Genomic DNA, 22,888 nt, shown 5'->3' with positions numbered 1-22,888 from the left:
ACCCAAGCTAAACACTAAAATTATTAATGGAAAAATCGAGAAAAAAGAATCTTAAAGAAGCAAGGACACTTCAAGTATGGAACGTCATTTATGACGTTACTGAAGTGGTCATTTCGCTAATTGCGGGAATCACAGCAAACAGTTCGGCACTTATTGGCTGGGCATTGGACAGCACCATAGAAGTAATTAGCGCAGCAACATTAGGCTGGCGCCTTCACGGTGAACTCAAAGGTATGGATGAGGAAAAGGTAAAGCGCCGAAAGAAAATCACATTGTATGTTATTGCGGCATCCTTTACGTTGGTATGCCTTTTCATTTCCTACGATTCAATCACAAAGCTCATCAATCAAGAAACATCAAATTGGAGTACTTTGGGTTTAATTATTTTGCTTGTTTCATTGGTAGTTAATCCTATTTTAATCTATTACAAAAGGAAATATGGGAATAAACTTGACAGTCCAGCATTGCTGGCCGATGCCAAAGACACTTTTATTTGCCTATATCAAACCGTAGTGGTACTTGCTGGATTGCTATTGGTCAATTGGCTGGGCTGGTGGTGGGCAGACCCTGTTGCAGCGTTATTAATTGTGCCCTATGCGGCAAAAGAAGGTTGGGAAGCATACAATAAAGCTAAAGATATAAACTATAACGCCGAGTAAAAAAAGACCAAAATGGAAAGAAGAACTCTAAGTGTATCGCACCAGTTTGCTGGTAATGGTTTTTTTCGTGTTGAAACTTTTTTGATAGATGAAAAAGGAACTTTTTAAAGATTGCTCGATGAGGCTCAATATGCTGGATGGAAACATCCACAAATTGGCCGTAAAGTATGCTGAAGAATACTATACAACAAACCAATGTTCCAAGGAGGAAGCCCCTGAACGCGGCATTGTAAAAGCAGAGATGGGAATTAGAAAAAATTAATCATTTTAACTAAAACAATTCAATAATCAGATGGACTGGATGTTTGAAGACTTTAAAACAGATTTGGATAAACTCAATCCAACTGTAAGAGAAAAAGCTATAGAAATTGCGAATAAATTAATTGAACAGGATCATTTTTCTAAAGAAAAGGCTATAACGGAAGCAATCGTGCGAGCTGAAGAGTGGTTTTATGATTTAGGAGGATAAATAACAAAAAAAATTAAAATACTTATGTCCATTAATAGAAGAGAAAGAAGAAAGAAGAAAAAAAAGAAATCTAAAAGCAATATTAGTAAAAAAGAGAAAATTATAGGAATTTTTGCTTTAATCGCTGTATTTGCCGCTGCCATTCTTTTTTACTTTCTTGTTCTTATCAACCATCATCATTAAATAAAACATAATCTATATCTAAATATCAATGGGTTAAGTTTCGCATTATACATAGTTTAATTGTTAATTGATTTAAAATAAATGGCTTAAAATAACTATTAAAATGACCAACTCGGAAGAGAACCATATAAAAGCTATTTTTCATTTAAGCGAAGAGGGAATTAAAATCGCATCGACAAATGAAATTGCAAAGCGGATGAACACAAGGCCGTCCTCTGTAACTGATATGATTAAGAAGTTATCAAAGAAAGGTTTGGTGAATCACAAAAAATATAAAGGAACTTTTTTAACAACGAAAGGAAAAAAAAGAGCACTTCAGATTGTGAGAAAACATAGATTGTGGGAAACATTTATGGTTGAAAAGCTCAAATTTAATTGGGACGAGGTTCACGAAATTGCAGAACAATTAGAACATATAAATAGCGAAAAATTAATTAATAAACTTGATGAATTTCTAGGTTTTCCAAAAGTTGACCCCCACGGCGACACCATACCCAAAAAGGATGGTTCGTATGAAAAACAAGAAAAAATACGTTTAAGCGAATTACCTATTGGTAATGTTGGGGTTTGTGTTGGTTTAGGAGATTCTTCAACAGCTTTTTTCAGGTTTTTGGACAAATATAAAATTGCCTTGGGTAGTACAATTAAAGTATTGAACAAAGAAGAATTCGACAAATCAATGGACATTTCCATTTCGGGCAAAAGTTTTCATATATCACATCAAATTGCGTATAACCTATACATTAATATCAAACATTAAATGGAATATATAATAGATTATTTTGAATCTATCAACCCCATTGTAGCAGCACTCTATGCAACTTTATTTACGTGGGGATTAACCGCGGCTGGTGCTTCGCTGGTTTTTTTATTTAAAGGTATGAATCGTGCAATTTTGGATGGAATGTTAGGATTTACTGGAGGTGTAATGGTAGCCGCAAGTTTTTGGAGCTTGTTGGCACCAGGAATTGAAATGAGTCCCGGAGAAGGGTTCGTTAAGGTATGGCCTTCAGCAATTGGATTCTTTTTAGGTTCACTTTTTATTTTTGGATTAGATAAAATTCTTCCTCATTTGCACATCAATTTTAAAGAAAGTGAAAAAGAAGGTTTACAAACATCTTGGCGCAGAACTACGCTTTTAACATTAGCAATAACGATGCATAATATACCTGAGGGCCTAGCAATTGGTGTACTGTTTGGTGGGGTCTATGCTGGGTTTGAAGGTGCAAGTATTGGGGGTGCAGTAGCTTTAGCAATAGGTATAGGCCTGCAAAATTTTCCTGAAGGCTTTGCTGTTGCTATGCCATTAAGAAGACAGGGATTAAGCCGACGAAAAAGCTTTATGTTTGGGCAAGCTTCTGCCATTGTAGAACCATTTGCTGCTGTTATAGGGGCCTGGGCAGTTTCAACGTTTCAGCCCATTTTGCCTTATGCTCTCTCTTTTGCTGCGGGTGCAATGATTTTTGTGGTAGTTGAAGAGGTAATTCCAGAAACACAACGGGATAACTATACTGATATTGCTACAATGGGTTTTATAGGCGGTTTCATTATAATGATGGCATTGGATGTTGGTCTAGCGTGAAACAGTAAAAGTATTGAGAGAGATGATTGTATAATCTATTGATTTTTAATCCCGAATTATAATTTTGAGATGGGTTTGATAATTAATTAAACCTATTAAAGTTAGAAAAATAATAAAACATAAGAACAATACGTATTTTGAATGTTCTTTATCGTCTTTCAAAGTAATAGCATTGCTTGTTGCGATTTTTATAGAAGAGAGTTTGGACTTAATCGGTTTGCACATAAAAAACACTATTAAGTAACAAGCTCAGCAACCTGTGCTGACGCTTGTATGGCGAGCTCTAATAGCATAGAAGGAGATAAGGTAACGTGCCGTAAAAAAACGCATAAGTTATTATTGCGATATACTTTTCACAGGCCCGTCTGTAAATTTCCTATGATTCGATCACAATGCCCATCAATAAAGAAACGGCTAAGTGGAGTAATTTAGATTTAATCATTTAAGTGATTCATTTCGTAAATTTTTAGAAATAAAGAGTATTTCTTTAGTGTTATTAAATCTAAGGTCAATTGTGTAGAATCACAATTGTGGTGATAATAGCATTTTTTATTCCTCTGATTAAAAACAAAGTAATTATTGAAATAAATGTTAAAAACCCAACTGATATGTTTATTAGAGCAATTAATTAGTATAGAAATATGAAAAAGAGATTTTTTAACTTAGACAATTAAAATAATAGAAAATGAACAAAGCACTACAGTTATACTATGGAAATCAATTTGAACCAGCACTTATAGAGGAAATAAATCAGGTAGCAACCTTTATGGAAGTTCCGGAAGGACAAGATTTAATAAGACCAGGACAGTATATAAAATCGATGCCGTTATTACTTTCTGGAAGCATAAAAATTATGCGTCCCGATGCCGACGGAGAAGAGCTATTACTATATCATCTTGAAAAAGGTGATACTTGTGCGATGACAATGACGTGTTGTATAGGGACAACAAAAAGCAAAATTCACGCTGTTTCAGAAACATCTGCAAAGCTACTTATGATACCCATAGGTAAAATGGAAGAATGGTCAAGAAAATACAAAACGTGGCGAAACTTTGTATTTGCAAGTTATCACGCACGTATGATGGAAATGCTCGAAAGCATAGATAACATTGCCTTCAATAATATGGACGAACGTTTGGAAAATTATTTAAATAATAAAACTGAATTACTAAACAGCAAACACATATATACAACACACAAAGAAATTGCAGCAGACCTTCATACCAGCCGTGTGGTTATTTCCAGACTGCTTAAAAAAATGGAAAAGGACCTTAAAATAAAATTACACCGCAGTTTTATCGAAGTGCTGTAACATCCGTTACAAACATTTAATATACTGACAGGTACATTTGTCCCATAACTGGTTTGACAAATGGAAATCGTAGAAATTTTAGGATATATAGGAGCCTTGCTTATAGGGCTCGTTTTAGGTTTAATTGGCGGCGGTGGCTCAATCCTTACTGTTCCCATTATGGTATACGCACTTTCTCTCAATCCCGTAATCGCTACAGCCTACTCATTGTTTGTCGTGGGTGCCACGTCACTTATTGGAGCATTTAAAAATATCATGAAGGGAATGGTAGATTTTAAAACTGCCATCATCTTCGCCATACCTGCTTTTATCGCAGTATATCTTACCAGAGCGTTTTTAATTCCTGCCATACCCGAAGAGCTTTTTCAAATAGGCAATTTTATGGTCACTAAGAATCTGGCTATTATGCTGTTTTTTGCTATAATAATGCTATTGGCTTCCGTTTCGATGATACGAAATAAACGTAAGGAAACGGATGAGGAAACGAAAGTTACTTATAATTACCTGCTTATTATTGTTGAAGGGCTCGTAGTAGGAGCCATAACAGGTATTGTTGGTGCAGGTGGTGGTTTCTTGATTATCCCTGCCTTGGTGCTATTGGCCAAACTTCCTATGAAAAAAGCTGTGGCCACGTCCCTTCTAATCATTGCCATAAAGTCGTTGATAGGTTTTATAGGCGATGTGCAAGCGCATCACATAGACTGGCAATTCCTACTTATTTTCACGGGAATTTCCATAGTGGGTATTTTCATCGGGATATGGCTCAATAAATTTATCGACGGAAAAAAATTAAAGAAAGGATTTGGCTGGTTCGTGTTGGTAATGGGTATGTATATTATCTATAAGGAAATTGCCAAGCAATAACTATGGAAAAATACATTGAAATAATAAAAAAATCTTTTTTAGGGTATTACAGCTACCTAATTCAAGAAATAACCAATCCCTCGTGGACCAATTATTTTTATTGGCTCATAGGGTTGTCTTTACTTATATTTCTATTGGAAATTATCATCCCTTGGCGTAAAAAGCAATCTGTTTTGAGAAAGGGATTTTTTCTGGATGCCTTTTATATTCTTTTTAATTTCTTCCTGTTTTCCTTGATTGGTTACAATGCACTCTCTAATGTTGGTGTAGAATTATTTAATGATTTTTTGGGTCTTTTCGGCATTACAAATATAGTGGCCATAGAGGTGCAAACACTTCCTGTATGGTCGCAGCTTCTGCTAATGTTCATCATTGCAGATTTTGTACAATGGAACGTGCATAGGATGCTGCACCGAGTACCGTGGATGTGGAAATTCCATAAAATTCATCATAGCGTGAAGGAAATGGGCTTTGCCGCACAATTTCGGTTTCACTTTTTAGAAACCATCGTGTATAAGTCCATTCAGTACATACCACTGGCAATGATAGGCTTTGGTATCGAGCAGTTTTTTGTGGTACATATGTTTGCCGTTTTTGTAGGGCATCTCAACCACGCAAATCTTGACTGGAGCTACGGAAAGCTGGGCTACATATTCAACAATCCAAGAATGCATATTTGGCACCATTCCAAAGAGCTTCCAGAGAGCCATCCCTATGGTATGAATTTCGGACTTACTTTGAGTGTCTGGGATTATTTATTTAATACTGCCTATATACCCAAAAGTGGTAGAGATTTGGAAATCGGCTTTAAGGGAGATGAGACTTTTCCTAAAGATTTTAAAGGTCAATTGGTTTTTCCTTTTAAAAACAATACTAAATAGCTCTTTTGGTAACATAGGTTACAAATTTCACTCTTTCACTAGTATATCTTTGTCTTAAAGTTTATTATCTAATGAAAAATATTCTTATTATTATGACCCTCTTAACCTCACTCTTTGGTGCAAATGCACAGCAAAATGAAACAATAAAAATTCTAAATCCTTCCGATTTTAAGGATGCAATCAAGTCTAAAGATGTACAACTCGTAGATGTTCGTACAGCAGATGAGTTTAAGGCTGGTGCAATCGAATCAGCTTTAAATATCGATTTTTTCCAGCAGGAAAATTTTACAGAGGAATTTGAGAAGTTAGATAAAGAGCAACCTGTTTATTTATACTGCCGCTCTGGCAGCAGAAGTCAACAAGCAGCAGGCAAACTCAAAGCAATGGGCTTCAATAAAATCTATGATTTGGAAGGCGGCTATATGGGCTGGCCATTTAAAGGATAAAAATTAATAAAATGTCAAAGACAGGTTTAAAACAACATTGGGATTCGGTTTACGAAAACAAAACCCCAGACCAGGTAAGTTGGACACAGGAAAAACTAGAAACGTCATTAAAGCTAATTCAGGATGCTGGATTGCCTAAAACTGCAAAAATAATTGATATAGGTGGAGGCGATAGCAAGCTTGTAGATTATTTGCTTGATGAAGGTTACAAGAATATAACGGTACTTGATATTTCTGCAAAATCACTCGATAAAGCCAGAAAACGCTTGGGCAACAAAGCAAGTAAAGTAACTTGGATTGTAAGTGATATTTCTACTTTTAAACCTGATACTGTATACGATTTATGGTACGACAGAGCAGCGTTTCACTTTCTAACCTTGAAAGAAGAGATTGAACGCTATCAAACTATCGTTCAAAATTTTGTAAGTGATAGTTTGATAATAGGGACATTTTCAAAAAATGGTCCCACAAAATGTAGTGGTTTAGAAATTTCTCAGTATGACGAACAAGAATTGTCTAAAACATTCAAAAACCATTTTAAAAAAGAAGATTGCTTTACCACCGACCATATAACACCCTTTAACAAAGTACAGAATTTTCAATTCTGTAGATTCAGAAAACTGAAGTAAAAACAGGTTGTGTATCAAAGGTTACCAAAATTGGTAATGATATTTTTTAATTTTACAAAAAATTAAATAGTTATGAATATTAAACAATTTGAATATAAGCCACTTGCTCATTATTCCTATGCTATCTTAAGCAATGGAAAAATGGCGGTAATAGACCCCGAAAGAAATCCCGAACAGTATTACGCTTTCGCGAAAGCAAACAACGCAGAAATTGTAGCAGTAATCGAAACTCATCCACACGCAGACTTTGTAAGCTCACATCTTGAAATACAAAAAAAGACTGGTGCAACAATTTACAATAGTGAAAAATTGGGTGCAGACTATCCCCATCAATCTTTTGATGAAGGCGACGAGATTACATTAGGAAAAATTACCCTTAAAGCCATAAACACACCTGGACATTCCCCAGACAGTATAACCGTTGTGGCAACCAAAGACGATGACACGGTCTTGTTCACCGGCGACACATTGTTTATAGGTGATGTAGGTCGTCCAGACCTACGCGAAAAGGCCGGTAATATTAAAGCCAAACGTAAAGAACTCGCAGAGATGATGTACGAGACCATTACCCATAAATTCAAGAATTTACCTGATGATGCTTTGGTTTACCCAGCACACGGTGCAGGTACCCTTTGCGGAAAGAGTATAGGTAATGATTCTAGCAGTACCCTAGGCAATGAGCGTATGGGCAATTGGGCGTTTAAAGAGCAGTCCAAAGAAGAATTTATAGACACCTTACTTGATGGTCAACCCTTTATTCCTTCCTATTTTGGTTATAATGTGGATGTCAATAAAACTGGTGCAGCTGATTTGCAACCTTCCATTGAAAACATTCCATTCACTGAAAATACAGTTGCGGAAGGACTTATAGTCGATACGCGAGACGAAGCCACATTTAAAAATGGACATTTGAAGGGAAGCATTAACATACAGGCTGTATCAGAAAACGCGAAGTTCGAAACCTGGTTGGGTTCTATTATTGAGCCTAGGGAAAAATTTACCTTGGTTATAGACAAGGTCGAAAACAAGGATAATTTATCACACCGTGTGGCAAAAATAGGCTACGAAAAACAGCTGAAACAAGTTATCACCCTTTCTCAAGAAAATCTGGTAAAAACCGAAAAACTGGACTTGTCTGACTTTAAGAACAATCCTGAAAAGTACACCATAGTTGATATACGCAACACAAGTGAGGTAGAAGAAGAAAAGTTTTTCGACAGCGCCATTTCACATCCTCTTAATGAGCTGAGAGAAACTGCTAATGATATCCCTACAGATAAACCTATTGTAGTGCACTGTGCAGGCGGTTACAGAAGTGCTGCAGGAAGTAGCATAATTAAAAATAAAATTTCTGGAACTAAAGTATATGACTTAAGCGATGATATCGAAAAATTTAAATAATTTTCTATGGATATTCGTTTAGGGTTAAGGGAGAACTGGAAACAGTTTTCTCTTTTAATTTTGGTAAGCGCCTTTGTTGGCGGTATGGTTGGATTGGAACGCAGCATATTCCCTGAATATGCACAGAAGGTTTTTGGGATTGAATCAAAAACAGCAGTACTTTCATTTATAACAGCATTCGGAATTACAAAGGCTCTGACCAATTACTTTACCGGGCGCCTGGCAAATCTAATAGGTAGAAAAAATTTATTGGTTTTTGGATGGTTATTCGCCATTCCTGTTCCTTTTATTTTAATGAATGTAAGCAATTGGAACTGGGTGATAGTTGCCAATCTTCTTCTAGGAATCAATCAAGGTCTGACCTGGAGCAGTACCGTGGTAATGAAAATTGATTTGGTAGGGGAGAAAAATCGCGGACTGGCTATGGGGCTCAATGAATTTGCAGGTTACTTTGCAATCGGTATAGTAGCATTCTTATCAGGTTATGTCGCGGACCAATATGGTATAACCCCATATCCGTTTTACATAGGAATTGTTATATCAATTATAGGACTTTTATTGAGCCTCTTCTTTATAAATGATACCGGTAAGTTTGTGAACCTAGAAAGTAAAACTGATGATTCTACCGCACTTAAAAATGTTTTTTGGGAAACCACCTTAAAAGATAAAACCCTTAGTTCTGTGAGTCAAGCAGGGCTGGTAAACAACCTTAATGATGGAATGATATGGGGGCTATTGCCAATGATTTTGCTTCAGTCCAACTACGATTCTCAAAATATAGGGATTATAACTGCTATCTACCCTACGGTTTGGGGATTGGGACAATTATTTACGGGCAGGATGTCAGATGTATATTCTAAAAAAGCAATGTTATTCTGGGGAATGCTATTGCAAGGTATTGCGATTTTAATTTTACCCTTCATTACAGAGAGCTACATAATTCTAGTTGTCTTAACTTTTACGTTGGGGATTGGTACTGCACTGGTATACCCTACTTTCTTGTCTACAATTGCAGCTGCTACGAACCCATCGCAACGTGCAGAAAGCATAGGGACTTTTAGATTGTGGCGAGATTTGGGGTATGCTATTGGAGCAGTAGTTTCCGGCATTATCGCAGATTTATTTGGAGTGTCGATGGCAATATTGACTATAGGAGGCATAACCATACTATCGGCAATGGTAATCAAATATAGGATGCCACAACTTAAGTTAATAAAGAATATTTAAAGTTCTTCTGGCGACCCTTGCTACAAACTATGGAATTTTTAAAATGATAATTAACATATAAAATTTATATATATATGAATTGGATTTATGAGCCTTGGCCTTGGTATATCGCAGGACCACTTATTGCACTTGTGATGTTGTTATTGTTGCTCGTTGGAAAGCAATTTGGTATGTCCTCAAACTTACGTACAGCTTGCGCTGCGGTAGGGGCAGGAAAAGCATCAGATTTCTTCAAGTTTGATTGGAAGGCTGAGCGATGGAATTTAATGGTCGTCCTGGGAGCAATTATCGGTGGTTTCATAGCTACAAATTATATGAGTGACAATACGGTTGAAATTAATCCTAAAGTTGCACAACAGCTCTCGGACGACTACAATATTACAAGTGTTGGCGAAAGCTATATGCCACCAGAGATTTTTTCAACCGAAGCCCTATCCCAACCTTTTACCATTATTATACTTTTAGTCGGTGGATTGCTGGTTGGTTTTGGAGCGCGATATGCTGGTGGTTGTACATCGGGTCACGAAATATCTGGATTGAGCAACTTGCAACTACCATCTTTAATTGCGGTCATAGGTTTTTTTATAGGTGGACTTGTTATGGTTCATTTAATTTACCCCATAATTTTTTAAAGAATGAGATATATTACATATTTAGCAATTGGTGTTTTCTTCGGAATAGTAATGTTTAAATCTGAAGCTGCGTCGTGGTTTCGTATATATGAGATGTTCCAGTTTGGCAGTTTTCATATGTACGGCATTATAGGTTCAGCTTTGGTGCTTGGAATCATTGGCGTTCAGATAATCAAAAGAAAAAAAATTAAACCGCTTGACGGAAGTGAAATGAGTCTAAAGCCTAAAGATAAAAGTGTCGCTCGATATTTAATAGGTGGAATTATATTCGGTTTAGGATGGGCTCTTGCAGGAGCTTGTCCTGGGCCAATGTATGTGTTGGCAGGTGCAGGTTATGCTTTTATTTTGGTTGTGATTTTTGGTGCAGTTATAGGTACTTTTTTATATGGTCTTGTAAAAAACAAATTGCCACATTAAATATTAAAAAAGTTATTTAATATGGGTGTGAATATAAACGTGAGGTAATACCAATATTTTAAATGGAATATATTTGAAACAACTATCATCTTAGTAGGTTATGATTGTATAAAAAAAGATAGTTTGACAGTATATTCAACAAGCAAATTCTACAACTCATTCAGCGAATAACGTAAGCGCTATCCCGTATTCTATTCCGAAATTTGTATTCTATAAAACGGAGTAATTAATGGAAGCAACTAACATATTCAACACCAAACCCAAAGAACAAAAAACGGGAATTAAAAAATCCTTTCCGGTAACAGGTATGACCTGTGCCGCCTGTGCCAGCAGTGTTGAGTCGATTCTTTCCCATACCGATGGTGTCAATAAAGCCTCTGTAAATTTTGCCAGTAACTCGGTACTGGTGGATTATGATGAAAACATTTCAGAAGAAAAACTACAAAACGCCTTACGTGAAGTAGGTTATGATATCATTATTGATGCGGAAGACCCCTCGCAGGCACAAGAGGAACTTCAGCAACAGCATTACCGAGACATAAAAAACCGTACCATTTGGTCAGCTGTTCTGACGCTGCCCATCTTCATACTTGGAATGTTCTTTATGCAATGGGAACCAGGTAAGTGGATTTCTTTACTATTGGCTTTCCCTATTCTGTTTTGGTTTGGGCGTAGTTTTTTTATCAATGCTTTCAAACAGGCCAAACGTGGCAAGGCGAATATGGATACCTTGGTCGCCTTGAGCACAGGTATTGCCTTTCTCTTCAGTGTTTTCAACACCCTCTTTCCTGAATTTTGGCTGAGTCGTGACATTGAACCCCACGTCTATTACGAAGCGGCCACGGTCATTATTACGTTCATTTCCCTTGGAAAATTATTGGAAGAAAAGGCCAAATCAAACACCTCTTCGGCCATTAAAAAGTTGATGGGATTACAACCCAAAACACTAAAAATCATTGAGAATGGGGAAGAAAAGGAGATTCCCATTTCGGCTGTGCAAGTAGGTCAAACTATTTTGGTGCGCCCAGGAGAAAAGATTCCTGTAGATGGAGAAGTTTCCAAAGGAAGCTCATATGTAGATGAAAGTATGATTACGGGAGAGCCTGTTCCCGTAGAAAAAACAAAAGATGAAAAAGTTTTCGCAGGAACGGTAAACCAAAAAGGAAGTTTTCAATTTACCGCTGAAAAAGTAGGTGGAGAAACCTTGCTTTCCCAAATCATTAAAATGGTTCAGGAAGCCCAAGGAAGTAAAGCACCTGTACAGAAACTGGTTGATAAAATCGCAGGAATATTTGTTCCGATTGTATTAGGGATTTCTGTTATTACCTTTATTGTTTGGATGTCGGCTGGAGGCGATAATGCATTTTCACAAGCCTTGTTGACATCTGTAGCAGTATTGGTTATAGCCTGTCCTTGTGCGTTAGGTTTGGCAACACCTACTGCCATTATGGTGGGTATTGGTAAAGGTGCAGAAAACAATATTCTTATAAAAGATGCCGAGAGTTTAGAACTCGGTCATAAAGTGAATGCGGTCATTCTCGACAAAACAGGTACAATTACAGAAGGGAAACCGTTAGTAACTGATATACATTGGAAGGATAAGCTTGAAAATCAAAATCAATACAAACAAATTCTTTTGGCAATAGAAGCACAATCAGAACATCCTTTGGCGGAAGCGGTAGTCAACCATTTAAAGGATGAAAAAGTTGAGCAAGCTGAAATTGCTTCTTTTGAAAGTATTACAGGGATGGGTGTAAAAGCTCAAGCAAAAAATGGTTCGCAATATTATGTGGGGAATCATAAACTAATGCTTGGGAAAAATATTCAAATCGATTCTTCCTTGATGCAAACAGCAGAAAGCCTCGAAGAGCAAGCGAAAACAGTCATTTTCTATGGAAATGATGAACAAGTGCTGGCGATACTCGCTATTGCAGACAAGATTAAGCAAACTTCAAAAAAGGCCATAGTAACGCTTCAAGAACGAGGCATCGAGGTTTATATGCTTACAGGAGATAATAATAAAACTGCATCTGCTGTCGCAAAACAAGTAGGAATAACAAATTTCCAAGGGGAAGTAATGCCTTCAGAGAAAGCAGTTTTTGTTGAAAAATTACAAGCCGATGGTAAAATAGTAGCTATGGTTGGTGATGGCATCAATGATTCCCACGCTTTGGCACAAGCCAATGTAAGTATCGCAATGGGTAAAGGTTCGGACATAGCAATGGACGTAGCGAAAATGACATTGATAACGTCAGATTTGCAATCCATTTCCAAGGCGTTGGAACTATCAAAGAAAACTGTTTTGGGTATCCGTCAGAATCTATTTTGGGCATTCATTTATAATCTCATTGGGATTCCAATTGCAGCAGGCGTTTTGTATCCCGTAAATGGATTTTTATTGGACCCAATGATTGCAGGAATGGCAATGGCTTTCAGTAGCGTATCTGTAGTTCTAAATAGCTTAAGGCTAAAACGAGTAAAACTTTAAGAGGCCGTTTTGAAAGGTATGGTTAGAATTTTTATAGATTATTTTTGATGCAGAACGAAATAAAATCTTTTAAGGATAGCAGGGCTATCGTTCAAAATTTTAACGAAGTAATGTGCAAAAAGAAGCATAAAAAAATAATTGATAACTTTTAAAATGACCTCTATTATTAATTATAAATTCAAATACAATGAAAACTTTAAAATTTAAAACAAATATCAATTGTGGTGGTTGCGTCTCTAAAGTAACCCCCTTTTTAAACAAGCAAGAAGGTGTAGAAAGTTGGGAAGTAGATACCACCAATCCAGATAAAATTTTAACCATTGAAAGCGATGGCGCTACCGAAGAAGATGTAAAGGCTACATTGCAAAAAGTAGGCTTTAAAGCGGAAGCCGTAGATTAATATTCTCGTTTTAATATGGTCTATATTTTAATTTTGGTTGTGATTCTTCTGTTTGCTATTCATTTTTATCGAAAAGCGAAGCGGCATAGCGTGAAGCCATTTCCAGAGCATTGGCACGAATTGTTGATGGATAATGTGCTCTACTACCGTAATCTTTCAAAAGAAAGGCAAGCCGCATTTCAGCAACGAATGATGCAATTCTTAAGTGAGGTGTATATTGATGGTGTGCAGTTGGAATTGGAAGAATTGGACAAAATTTTAGTTGCGGCAAGTGCAGTTATACCTGTGTTTGGCTTTAAAGAATGGCACTACACCAATTTAAGCGGTATTTTATTGTATCCAGATAATTTTAATGAAGATATGCAATTTAGCAGTAAGGATAACTCACGCAATATTGGTGGTATCGTTGGGAATGGACGTTTCGAGAAGCAAATGATTTTATCCAAAAAAGCATTGTATCACGGTTTTAAAAACACAACCGATAAAAGCAATACTGGCATACACGAATTCGTACATTTAATTGATAAGTTGGATGATAGAACAGATGGTGTGCCAGAACGATTATTAGAGCATCAATATGCCATTCCTTGGCTGAATTTAATCCATAAGGAAATGGAAGCGATTAATGATAATCATTCCGACATTCGTAAATATGGTGGTACAAACCAAGCAGAATTCTTTGCAGTAGCTTCAGAATATTTCTTCGAACGTCCAGACTTGCTTAAAAGGAAACATCCAGAGCTGTATAAAATGTTGGTGAAGTGTTTTAATCAAAGACTAGCAAATACAATTAAAAATTGACTACACTATCCAAGGCATCATCAGCTTCTTTATGTATAAAATTAGCTTGATAGTTCAATGTTGTTTTTAAATCGCTATGGCGGTATAGCTTTTGAAGCATTAAGGGGTGAATGCTATCACCAGCGATGTTACCAAAAGTATGCCTCGCAATGTGCATAGTGATTTTCTTATCTATTTTTGCCTTTTTAGCAATAGACTTTAGATTATCATTAAATTTCTTGGTAGCTGTCTTTCTTTTGTTATAGATGTCTTTAGCGTCATCGAGATTCGCTTTTTTCAATTCAGGGAAAACAAAATCCGTTGGGTATCTCTTATTGTCCCTGCAGTAGTCTAAAATTTTAAAAACTTTATCTGGTATTTTCAATGATAATAATTTCGAGTTTTTATTCATTCTATAATGCAACCTTTTATCGTAAATGTCGGACCACTTTGTCCACAATACATCGGTAACTCTCATTCCGGCAAAATTAAAACTGAAGAGCCAAACATTTCGCGTATGCATCTCACTTGATGTCAAATTCTTAAGAGCTTCTATGGCTCTTACTTCAATAATATTCAAACCAACCTTACTCGTTTCTGGAAACTTAATTTTAATCTTGTCGCCGCCAAAAGGGTATAATTCCCTACTAACTATCTTTAGCTTTATGGCTCTATTAAATAACAAGCGAATGAGAACTAAGACGTTCATCACAGAGGTTTCTGAGAGTCCGTGATTAGACTTCAAATATAACATCAGCTTTTTTAGAAAGCGTTCATCTATTTCCTGAAATGCGAGCTGCTTTGATTTATTGAACTTTATGACATAGCTAATCAAAGCACTATCCGTTGATAGACGATTCAATTTTTTAGCAATTTCCAATTCGTCAAGATGCTCTTGAGCTAGTTCAAAAAAGGTAGAAGAATTTCCCGACGCATAAATTTCTTTTTTAATTTGATTGGCAGACGCATCTTTATATTCGGATTGCAAATCAATCAGTGCTTTATTTGCATTTGAGAGTTCTTTTGATAGCAGTTTATTTAAACTATCAGCATTTGGATTAGATTTTCTTACCCGAATATTTTTTTCGTCCCAATCTTCTAAATCGATATAATGACCAACATATTGATATGTTGAACGACGATTTTTTGTGATTCGAATAGCTAATGGATAGAGTCCTTTACTGTTCGGTTTTTTGCGAAGAACTATCTTGGCGTTTGATGACATAATTGACCTGTTTTGAGTACGAAAGTCAAATCAGGTACAACATAGGTACAACATTGTGATTTTTGCTCAATTTTTGGTTTATACCTTTGATAAAGGTACGAAATTATTGGGCTTTTTAGGTACAACATAGGTACAACAAATGCTGAAATCAATTGATATTAGATGATGTCAAAGAAAATGATGTTTTTTATAATCAATTGAAAATGAATGACTTTAGTGTTGTTTGGACAAATGTACGCTAGACTTAGGATCTAGTGCCGCGAGGTGTGAGAGTTCGAGTCTCTCCGCCCGCACTGCAAAAAAGCCGACTTTAACAGTCGGCTTTTTTATTTCATTTATTTTATATTCTTCTCTAAAATCTTTTAAAAATAAACTAGCGAGATCCGGCAATAAATGCTCGATCCCGCTTGTGTGATTTTATTCAGTTAATTTTTTTACTGCGGTTACAAACGCCTCCATTTCAAAAGGCTTGCTAATAAAATCAGTTGCCCCTGCTTCTAAACAAACCTCCCTAGCTTCGTGCATTGCGGTCATCATCAAAATTGGTATAGCGTTAGTTTCATCATTTCCCCGTATCCACTGACACACCTCAGTACCATCGGTACCAGAAATCAATTTATCCAATATTATAAGGTCCACCTTGTTTGAGATACAATTTTCTACAGTATCACAGGCTGTTTTTGAAAGTACAATATCATACTCATACCACTCCAACATATCCTTAATCATTTCTCCCAAAAAGGGATCATCATCAACAACTAAAATTTTTTTTCCCATTGCTATTCTTTCTTTTTGATTGGTAATATAAATTTGAAAATGGAGCCTTCACCTAGCTCACTTTTAACCTCAACAGCACCGTCATGTCTTTCTATAATTTGTTTGGCCAAAAATAAACCTATCCCAAAACCAGCATAGGTAGCTTCGTTTTTACCACTAACTCTATAAAATTTATTAAAAATTTTATCCTGATCTGCTTTGGTAATGCCAATACCATAATCCTGAACACTCACCTCGATATTTTGCTCATCTTTTTGCTTTACACGTACATCGACATTCTTGCTAGTGGGGGCATATTTCAAAGCATTAGTAATAAAATTGATGAGTACCTGACCAATACGATCTTCATCTGCATACACCGGATACTCTTCATTTTCGAAATACAGATCAATGCTTGTTGACCCAGTTGAATGTTTGATATCCTCAACCGTATTGATACATAATGTTTTCATGTCAAACTCTTTCTTTTGTAGTTCCATCGCACTATCTTCCATACGAGAAAGATCCAACATCTCTGCTATCAATACGGTAAGTCTGCTTATCTGGGTATCAATTCTTTTGAGAGATGGCACCAATGGGAAAGAATCCATACTACGTGTAGCATCCTTATTGATCATCTTTAACAATAACTGTACATATCCTTTTATTGAAGTAATCGGTGTTTTCAATTCATGACTCACCAACTTGAGGAAATCTCCTTTTCGTTTTTCTTCTTCTTTAAGATGCTGTATAAGCACATTAGACCCTATCCAAATTATTTCATCATCGGCATTTTTTATTGGTAAGGCTCGTGATAGAAACCAAGAGTAATCACCACTTTTTTGTCTAAAACGAATCTCCATTTCAAAATCGGTGACATTTTGCGTGGATTTGGCAAATGTCTCATTGACCGTATCGAGATCATCCGGATGAATAATTTGTTCCCATCCTCGATTTTTGAGCTCCTCAAAACTTAGTCCTGTATAATCATACCAACTCTGATTAAAATACATGGCTTCACCATTGGACGTTGATAAATTTACCATATCCGGTAATAAATCTGATAATTGTCTAAATTTCTCTTCGCTTTCTTTCAGCTTATTGAATAATTTCACCTGATCGGTGACAATGGTGGCGATGATTGAGATTCCTACGATTTCTCCTTTATTATTATGCTGTGGATGGTACAGAAAATCGTAATAATTGTGAATTTCGATACCGTCCCTAACAATCATGGCTGGCACTCGGAAAGCTTCATAAGGAACTCCCGTATTGAAAACATTCTCCATCAAACTAAAGAAACCTTGATCTTCGAGTTCCGGTGCTATTGTTCTATATGACTGACCTATAATTGATTTGTCTCTACCCAAAAGATCCAAAAAAGGTTCATTTACGATTTCAAAAACTAGGTTCTTTCCTTTGAGCACCGCAATGAGCCAAGATGAATTTTCAATAAACTCTGTATACTTGTAATTACTTTCTTCCAGTTTAGATTCTGCTATTTTTCGTTCTGTGACATCTTCAAAGACTAACAGAATCGCCTCCTTTTTATCTTTTTCCTGTGTTAGTTTTTGACCATTTAATAGTAAGGTGCGTTTTCCAATGTTTTCGAATTCATGAACTACTTCATAATCCTTAAAGCTTTCCTGCTTAGGTAGAATGTTTTCTAAGAGTTCTTTTAATTTTGGAATATTCCATTGGTTATCATACAATTCATATATTGATTTTCCCAGTGTTTGCTTTTTTGTTACTTGAAAATGGGTATAAAAAGCATTACTGGCCATCTTCACCTTCAGGTTTTTATCGAGTACCAGCAATGGGTGACGCATCGTTTTGACAATGGCTTCAGAAAATTGTTTTTCTTTGAGAACTTTTCTATTTAAATCAACCAATTCCCTATTGGCTATCGTAATTTCTTCAACTGTACTTTGTAATTCTTCTTTACTGGTTTCAAGTTCTTCATTGAGACTTTGAAGCTCCTCTGTTCCACTCATCAACTCTTCATTAGCGCTTTGAAGCTCTTCATTTACCGATTCTTGCTCTTCGGTAATAAGTACCAATTCTTCCCTTGCTCTTAAAAGCTCTTCTTCGAGTTCTTTTATCCTTAGATCTTTATTGGTAGCACCGCTCGTTATTGTTATAGTTGAACTGTCCTCTTCTTTATTTACTTTTCCCTTTTTAAAAATCACCAAATAATGTGACCCTTCTACATCCTTCATGGGAACAACTTTAACAGAGACGTGATTTCTCTTCCCCTCGGATTCAAGAATGATATTTCTTTTACTTTGAGATTTTCCGGTTGCAGAAGCATGCTTAACTAACTGTCTAATCTCAAATCCTAAACCTCCTTTGGCTAGTTTTAATAAATTATTACTAGGTCTTCCTTGCGGTTGTTCGAGATATTTAGCCGTTTTACCATGCACATGTATTAAGTCCAATTGCTGGTTTACAACGACGCTAGCTGGTGTGAAGTCCTTTAATAAAAGTATTTCAGCATTTTTTTGAAAATCTGTTTTATCTGTATTTTTGAAATCTGCAGCTTTAGGTTCCAAAACGCGGCGTGATGCCGAGTTTATTTTTTGTAATGACAAGGGTTGCTTTGTCACAACATCCCGACGTTTATAGATTTTTTGAGCTTTATCTATAGGTTCAAAAAGATCAGACGCACTTGTTACCGTCTCTGATTGACCTAACAGCAGAATACCATCATTTTTTAAAGCATAATGAAATGTTTTAAGAGCCTTGTTCTGCAAGTAGGGTTTCATGTAAATCATCACGTTGCGACAGCTTACCAGATCCATCGAACTAAACGGATAATCAATCAAAAAATCATGTACTGCAAATACACACATTTTACGGATTTTCTTTTTAATTTGATAACCGTTACTCTGCCGTATAAAATACTTCTTTAATTGTTCATCACTTAATCCGCTAATTTGAGAGGTGTCAAAAAATCCCTTACGTGCACTCGCAATAGAATTATCGCTTAAGTCTGTAGCAAAAATTTGCACCTTAAATGAAGGCTCATCTGCATATCCTTGAGATAAATTAAACTGTGGATGCTTTTCTATAAATTCTGCTACACTAATAGCAATCGAAAAAGCTTCTTGTCCCGTACTGCAGCCGGCTACCCAGATACGTATCGAATTACTATCCGCTTTTTTATTTAAAATTTTTTGTGCAATTATGTCGTCGAGCTCTTTAAAAGTTTCCGGATTTCTAAAGAACTCTGTAACCGGGATTAAAAGATCCTTAAATAGATTCTTTACTTCCTCATCATTAGACTCAATAAAAGACCAATATTCTGACAGATTCGAAACTTTGTTTAGTAGCATTCTTCTCTTAATCCTTCTGCCGATAGTTGATCGTTTATAATTACTAAAGTCGGCTCCTTCCTGTTCCTGAAGCCTATTGAGTATGTTATCAAATGATTTACTATCCTCCTGTCCAAATTCTTCATCCTTAGAATCACTTTCCAATCCATTGCTAAGCGTTTTTAGTGTCTCAAACATTTCTTCGGGTTTCAGCACATAATCAATTTTACCTGATGCAATAGCGTTCTTGGGCATATCTTTCCATTCTGCTGACTGCTCCTGCTGAGCAAAAGTGACACCACCATTATCTTTAATGTCTGCTATTCCGTTGGTTCCGTCATTTCCCGTGCCCGACAACACAATTCCGATTGTATTTTGCTTATATACTTTAGACAACGAAGAGAAAAAATTATCAATCAATGAGACTTTCGCATATACTTTTTCCTCCCTCGATACGAGCTTAAACTTGTGTTTGTGAATTGACAATTCCTCATTACTAGGAAGCACATAAATTGTGTTGGCTTCTATTTTGGCTCCATCAGTGATTTCTCTCACCGGGATATTTGAATGTTTTTGTAATAACTCTGGTAAAAGGCTCTGGTGTTTGGGATCCAAATGTTGCACCAATATGTATGCAAAGTCCGTATCAGAAGTGATACTTTTAACAAAGTTTCTAAACGCACTAAGACCTCCTGCCGATGCCCCAACCCCCACTACATACTGAGGATAATGATTTTCAGAAATCTCTTTATTTTGCACTAATATTCTTATTAAAAATTGAAAAGTAGCAAGGTAGGATGTTTTTTGTTTTTACCACATTTTTAAAAAAAAAGTAATTAAAGATTAAGAATATTTTATGAAAAATATGTCAGTCATCGATGATATCATTGTTGGGCAAGAAATAACACCTGCTAGTTTACCTTTTTCTAAAGGAAACCCGAAATCAGAATAAATATAAACAGGGCTCTCTAAATTTTATTACTGTTTTGCCTTACAATTTATAAGCTTAACCGTTTGATTGATTACTAATTATGAAGAAATAAGAAAAATTATGAAAAAAAAACAGGGGGTGAGCTCCCTAAAATCGGGGGGAACATTATCTTACTATTAATTAAGTCCTAAAATATTGCCAGATCCAGTAACAATGTACTACATTTGCATCTAATATATATTTTTTAATTTATTACAATGAATAAAGGCACAGTAAAATTCTTCAACGAATCTAAAGGTTTCGGATTTATTAGCGAAGAGGACTCAAACAAAGAACATTTTGTACACATTTCTGGACTTATCGATGAAATTCGTGAAGGTGACGAGGTAGAATTTGATCTTCAAGAAGGTAGAAAGGGATTAAACGCAGTTAACGTTAAAGTTATCTAATTATATTTCCTATAAAATGATAAGCCTATTCTTAGTTGAATAGGCTTTTTTTTATGCTTTTTAGCCAACTCATATAGTTTGGTGAAGGAGCTCGTTTCTTAGCAACAACCGTATCTTTTACAGATTTTCTCGGACGCTCTTCTAAAATTTGCATTCACTCTTTTTTGTTAAAATTCATCTCAAAAATGTTAAAGGATAAGTGATTTTTACAAGTTCTTTGTTATTCAAATACTACGCAGAAAAACTTTTGAATAGTAGCATACTACGAATGATTAAGAATACCCCTCTACATATTAAACGTGCATTAAACTATTTTCTCCAACTCTTTAATGGTTCCATCACGCAGTCAGCTAATGAATATACACTTGTTTTCAACTCATCCCTGGGTAATGGCAAGATTATTTTAAACGCTCTCAACTGGGGGGTGTACGTATTTCGTCTAGATATGTTTACTAATAGCCCTCTTGTTTTGAACAAAGGTAGCTTAGAGCATGATGCTTTAGAGCTTCTATTTATATCTAACGGCACCATTGACTACACAAGAGACGATTTAGCACCTATGCGTTTAGAGTCATATAGCAATATCCTATCATCTACCAAATCCGGCCTAAAAAGAAGCCTTCAATTACAAGCAAATAAAAACGTTTCATTTACCTATACTTACATTCCCTGTAAAGATTTTTTTATCAGCGAAAATCTCATGGGTAATGCACAACACTATAAGGAGTTTTACGATTTATTGAATACACCAGACCACAAGTCTTTTATGCACGTTGGACAGTATAGCTTGAAAATTGAAAACCAGATTAAAAAATTAAATAAAACCTGGAATAACCCTGCCATCACTCGCCTGTATTTTGAAGGACAATTCTATTTACTCTTGGCACTTCAACTGAGTGAGTACAAGGATAGCATGATAAAAAACCATCCTTTCTCCAGATCTGAGATTAAAAAAGTACAGCAAGCAGTGGATTTTATAAATACACATATATCCAGTCCCTTATCAATTCCTTTACTTTGTCAACATGTTGGACTAACTCAAACGAAATTACAGGCAGGTTTTCAATCTGTATTTTCAAAAACAGTGAATGAATACATGCGTCATGTCCGTCTAGAAAATGCCCATACACTCATAGCAACTACTGATCTTTCTATTTCAGAAATTGTGTATCGAGTGGGACTAAACAGCAAAAGTTACTTTTCTAAAATTTTTAAAGAACACTATGGTGTTTTACCTACAGAATTTAGAGCGTATCGCAAAACTACATCCACTTTAAAGTAAATGTACCCCTGCAAAAATCATTCTAAGTTCAACACATGGACTTACATTACACTAATTATAAACAGATACTACGCGCTGCAACTCTTTTACCATAGCATCAATCTTATATAAATGATCTTGAACTATAGTGTACAGTCCAGAGGGTAATGTTTCTTCTGCAAGCATTTTTTCATAGTGATTCTTCAATAGAATGTCCTCTTTCAGAATTCTACGTAAACTAAGCTCGTAATCAAAGTAAAAGGTTTCGGTGTGATCTAACATCGCTTTAGCGCCAGAAATCTTATCGTTAGTTATTGTAAATCCATTAGATTGCATTGCGTTTTTTATCTCCTCTACAAAATTTAGTCGCAGCTGAAATGTTTCTTCATAACGATCTTTTTCGATACGGTTATTGACATGCGAAGCCATATGTTGATAATTGAAAAGCGTTTGCTGCAGCAGATGCAACAACAACCTACACTTTCGCTCTAAGTTTTCCTCATCATTCATAGCCCTGTAAGATTAAAATTTGTGAAAATATCGATGTGACAATACGTGTGAAGGTATTGAACTATACAAAAG

At 35.9% G+C, this 22,888-nt stretch carries 24 protein-coding genes; 20 read left to right on the top strand and 4 right to left on the bottom strand.

All coding sequences use genetic code 11. The features are described 5' to 3' along the window. The first annotated feature begins 26 nt into the window (after positions 1 to 26). The 18 genes from ACJRPK_RS03650 (at position 27) to ACJRPK_RS03565 (ending at position 14,391) form a co-directional block, all read left to right on the top strand. On the top strand, positions 27 to 659 hold the full coding sequence (locus tag ACJRPK_RS03650; protein WP_041495897.1) for a cation diffusion facilitator family transporter: 633 nt from the start codon (positions 27 to 29) through the stop codon (positions 657 to 659). A 118-nt stretch (positions 660 to 777) separates the two neighbouring features. Next, positions 778 to 921: a hypothetical protein gene (locus tag ACJRPK_RS03645; protein ID WP_407138481.1), complete on the top strand. Its 144-nt coding sequence runs from the start codon at positions 778 to 780 to the stop codon at positions 919 to 921. Positions 922 to 951: 30 nt separating this feature from the next. Beyond that, on the top strand, positions 952 to 1,128 hold the full coding sequence (locus ACJRPK_RS03640; protein WP_173402308.1) for a hypothetical protein: 177 nt from the start codon (positions 952 to 954) through the stop codon (positions 1,126 to 1,128). A gap of 24 nt (positions 1,129 to 1,152) precedes the next feature. Next, a complete protein-coding gene (locus ACJRPK_RS03635) occupies positions 1,153 to 1,311 on the top strand; it encodes a hypothetical protein (protein WP_407138480.1) in 159 nt (52 codons plus the stop codon). Positions 1,312 to 1,414: 103 nt separating this feature from the next. After that, positions 1,415 to 2,071, top strand: a complete 657-nt coding sequence (locus ACJRPK_RS03630) for a metal-dependent transcriptional regulator (RefSeq protein WP_407138479.1) — start codon at positions 1,415 to 1,417, stop codon at positions 2,069 to 2,071. Then, the gene (locus ACJRPK_RS03625; protein WP_407138478.1) at positions 2,072 to 2,893 is read left to right on the top strand and encodes a ZIP family metal transporter; all 822 of its coding nucleotides are present in this window, start codon (positions 2,072 to 2,074) and stop codon (positions 2,891 to 2,893) included. It abuts the gene before it with no gap. Between the two features lie 685 nt (positions 2,894 to 3,578). Continuing rightward, positions 3,579 to 4,205 (top strand): Crp/Fnr family transcriptional regulator, encoded by a 627-nt coding sequence (locus tag ACJRPK_RS03620; protein WP_407138477.1) that lies wholly within the window; start codon positions 3,579 to 3,581, stop codon positions 4,203 to 4,205. A gap of 60 nt (positions 4,206 to 4,265) precedes the next feature. Next, the gene (locus tag ACJRPK_RS03615; protein WP_407138476.1) at positions 4,266 to 5,069 is read left to right on the top strand and encodes a sulfite exporter TauE/SafE family protein; all 804 of its coding nucleotides are present in this window, start codon (positions 4,266 to 4,268) and stop codon (positions 5,067 to 5,069) included. 2 nt (positions 5,070 to 5,071) lie between these two features. Continuing rightward, positions 5,072 to 5,950, top strand: coding sequence for a sterol desaturase family protein (locus ACJRPK_RS03610; protein WP_407138475.1), 879 nt, complete (start codon positions 5,072 to 5,074; stop codon positions 5,948 to 5,950). Positions 5,951 to 6,021: 71 nt separating this feature from the next. Next, positions 6,022 to 6,396, top strand: a complete 375-nt coding sequence (locus tag ACJRPK_RS03605; protein ID WP_407138474.1) for a rhodanese-like domain-containing protein — start codon at positions 6,022 to 6,024, stop codon at positions 6,394 to 6,396. Positions 6,397 to 6,407: 11 nt separating this feature from the next. Next, a complete protein-coding gene (locus ACJRPK_RS03600; RefSeq protein ID WP_407138473.1) occupies positions 6,408 to 7,025 on the top strand; it encodes a class I SAM-dependent methyltransferase in 618 nt (205 codons plus the stop codon). Between the two features lie 72 nt (positions 7,026 to 7,097). After that, entirely contained in the window at positions 7,098 to 8,426 is a 1,329-nt protein-coding gene (locus ACJRPK_RS03595; protein ID WP_407138472.1) for a rhodanese-like domain-containing protein, read from the top strand. A 6-nt stretch (positions 8,427 to 8,432) separates the two neighbouring features. Next, positions 8,433 to 9,653 (top strand): MFS transporter, encoded by a 1,221-nt coding sequence (locus ACJRPK_RS03590; protein WP_407138471.1) that lies wholly within the window; start codon positions 8,433 to 8,435, stop codon positions 9,651 to 9,653. Positions 9,654 to 9,727: 74 nt separating this feature from the next. Beyond that, positions 9,728 to 10,285: a YeeE/YedE family protein gene (locus tag ACJRPK_RS03585; protein ID WP_407138470.1), complete on the top strand. Its 558-nt coding sequence runs from the start codon at positions 9,728 to 9,730 to the stop codon at positions 10,283 to 10,285. Between the two features lie 3 nt (positions 10,286 to 10,288). Then, on the top strand, positions 10,289 to 10,702 hold the full coding sequence (locus ACJRPK_RS03580; protein WP_407138469.1) for a DUF6691 family protein: 414 nt from the start codon (positions 10,289 to 10,291) through the stop codon (positions 10,700 to 10,702). 229 nt (positions 10,703 to 10,931) lie between these two features. Continuing rightward, positions 10,932 to 13,190, top strand: a complete 2,259-nt coding sequence (locus ACJRPK_RS03575) for a heavy metal translocating P-type ATPase (protein WP_407138468.1) — start codon at positions 10,932 to 10,934, stop codon at positions 13,188 to 13,190. A gap of 187 nt (positions 13,191 to 13,377) precedes the next feature. After that, a complete protein-coding gene (locus tag ACJRPK_RS03570) occupies positions 13,378 to 13,590 on the top strand; it encodes a heavy-metal-associated domain-containing protein (protein ID WP_099647622.1) in 213 nt (70 codons plus the stop codon). A 15-nt stretch (positions 13,591 to 13,605) separates the two neighbouring features. Beyond that, positions 13,606 to 14,391 carry a zinc-dependent peptidase gene (locus ACJRPK_RS03565; RefSeq protein ID WP_099647623.1) on the top strand — a complete coding sequence of 262 codons (786 nt, stop codon included), beginning with the start codon at positions 13,606 to 13,608 and terminating at the stop codon, positions 14,389 to 14,391. Here the strand turns inward: ACJRPK_RS03565 and ACJRPK_RS03560 are convergent. The 3 genes from ACJRPK_RS03560 to ACJRPK_RS03550 form a co-directional block, all read right to left on the bottom strand. After that, positions 14,381 to 15,595, bottom strand: a complete 1,215-nt coding sequence (locus ACJRPK_RS03560; protein WP_407138467.1) for a phage integrase SAM-like domain-containing protein — start codon at positions 15,593 to 15,595, stop codon at positions 14,381 to 14,383. The genes ACJRPK_RS03565 and ACJRPK_RS03560 overlap by 11 nt on opposite strands. A 417-nt stretch (positions 15,596 to 16,012) precedes the next feature. Then, positions 16,013 to 16,372 carry a PleD family two-component system response regulator gene (locus ACJRPK_RS03555; RefSeq protein WP_407138466.1) on the bottom strand — a complete coding sequence of 120 codons (360 nt, stop codon included), beginning with the start codon at positions 16,370 to 16,372 and terminating at the stop codon, positions 16,013 to 16,015. A gap of 2 nt (positions 16,373 to 16,374) precedes the next feature. Further along, a complete protein-coding gene (locus ACJRPK_RS03550; protein ID WP_407138465.1) occupies positions 16,375 to 20,424 on the bottom strand; it encodes a chemotaxis protein CheB in 4,050 nt (1,349 codons plus the stop codon). A gap of 429 nt (positions 20,425 to 20,853) precedes the next feature. Between ACJRPK_RS03550 and ACJRPK_RS03545 the strand changes: the two genes are divergently transcribed. Further along, the gene (locus ACJRPK_RS03545) at positions 20,854 to 21,045 is read left to right on the top strand and encodes a cold-shock protein (protein WP_148781220.1); all 192 of its coding nucleotides are present in this window, start codon (positions 20,854 to 20,856) and stop codon (positions 21,043 to 21,045) included. A 268-nt stretch (positions 21,046 to 21,313) separates the two neighbouring features. Beyond that, the gene (locus ACJRPK_RS03540; RefSeq protein WP_407138464.1) at positions 21,314 to 22,327 is read left to right on the top strand and encodes a helix-turn-helix transcriptional regulator; all 1,014 of its coding nucleotides are present in this window, start codon (positions 21,314 to 21,316) and stop codon (positions 22,325 to 22,327) included. Between the two features lie 51 nt (positions 22,328 to 22,378). On the opposite strand, the gene ACJRPK_RS03535 is transcribed toward ACJRPK_RS03540, so the two are convergent. Beyond that, positions 22,379 to 22,816 carry a hypothetical protein gene (locus tag ACJRPK_RS03535; protein WP_407138463.1) on the bottom strand — a complete coding sequence of 146 codons (438 nt, stop codon included), beginning with the start codon at positions 22,814 to 22,816 and terminating at the stop codon, positions 22,379 to 22,381. Positions 22,817 to 22,888 lie beyond the last annotated feature (72 nt).

It is taken from the genome of Aquimarina sp. 2-A2 (assembly GCF_045505135.1).
GTDB classification, from domain to species: Bacteria; Bacteroidota; Bacteroidia; order Flavobacteriales; family Flavobacteriaceae; genus Aquimarina; species Aquimarina intermedia.
Note: the sequence above shows the minus strand (reverse complement) of the source record. Positions and strands in the feature narration are given on the sequence as shown.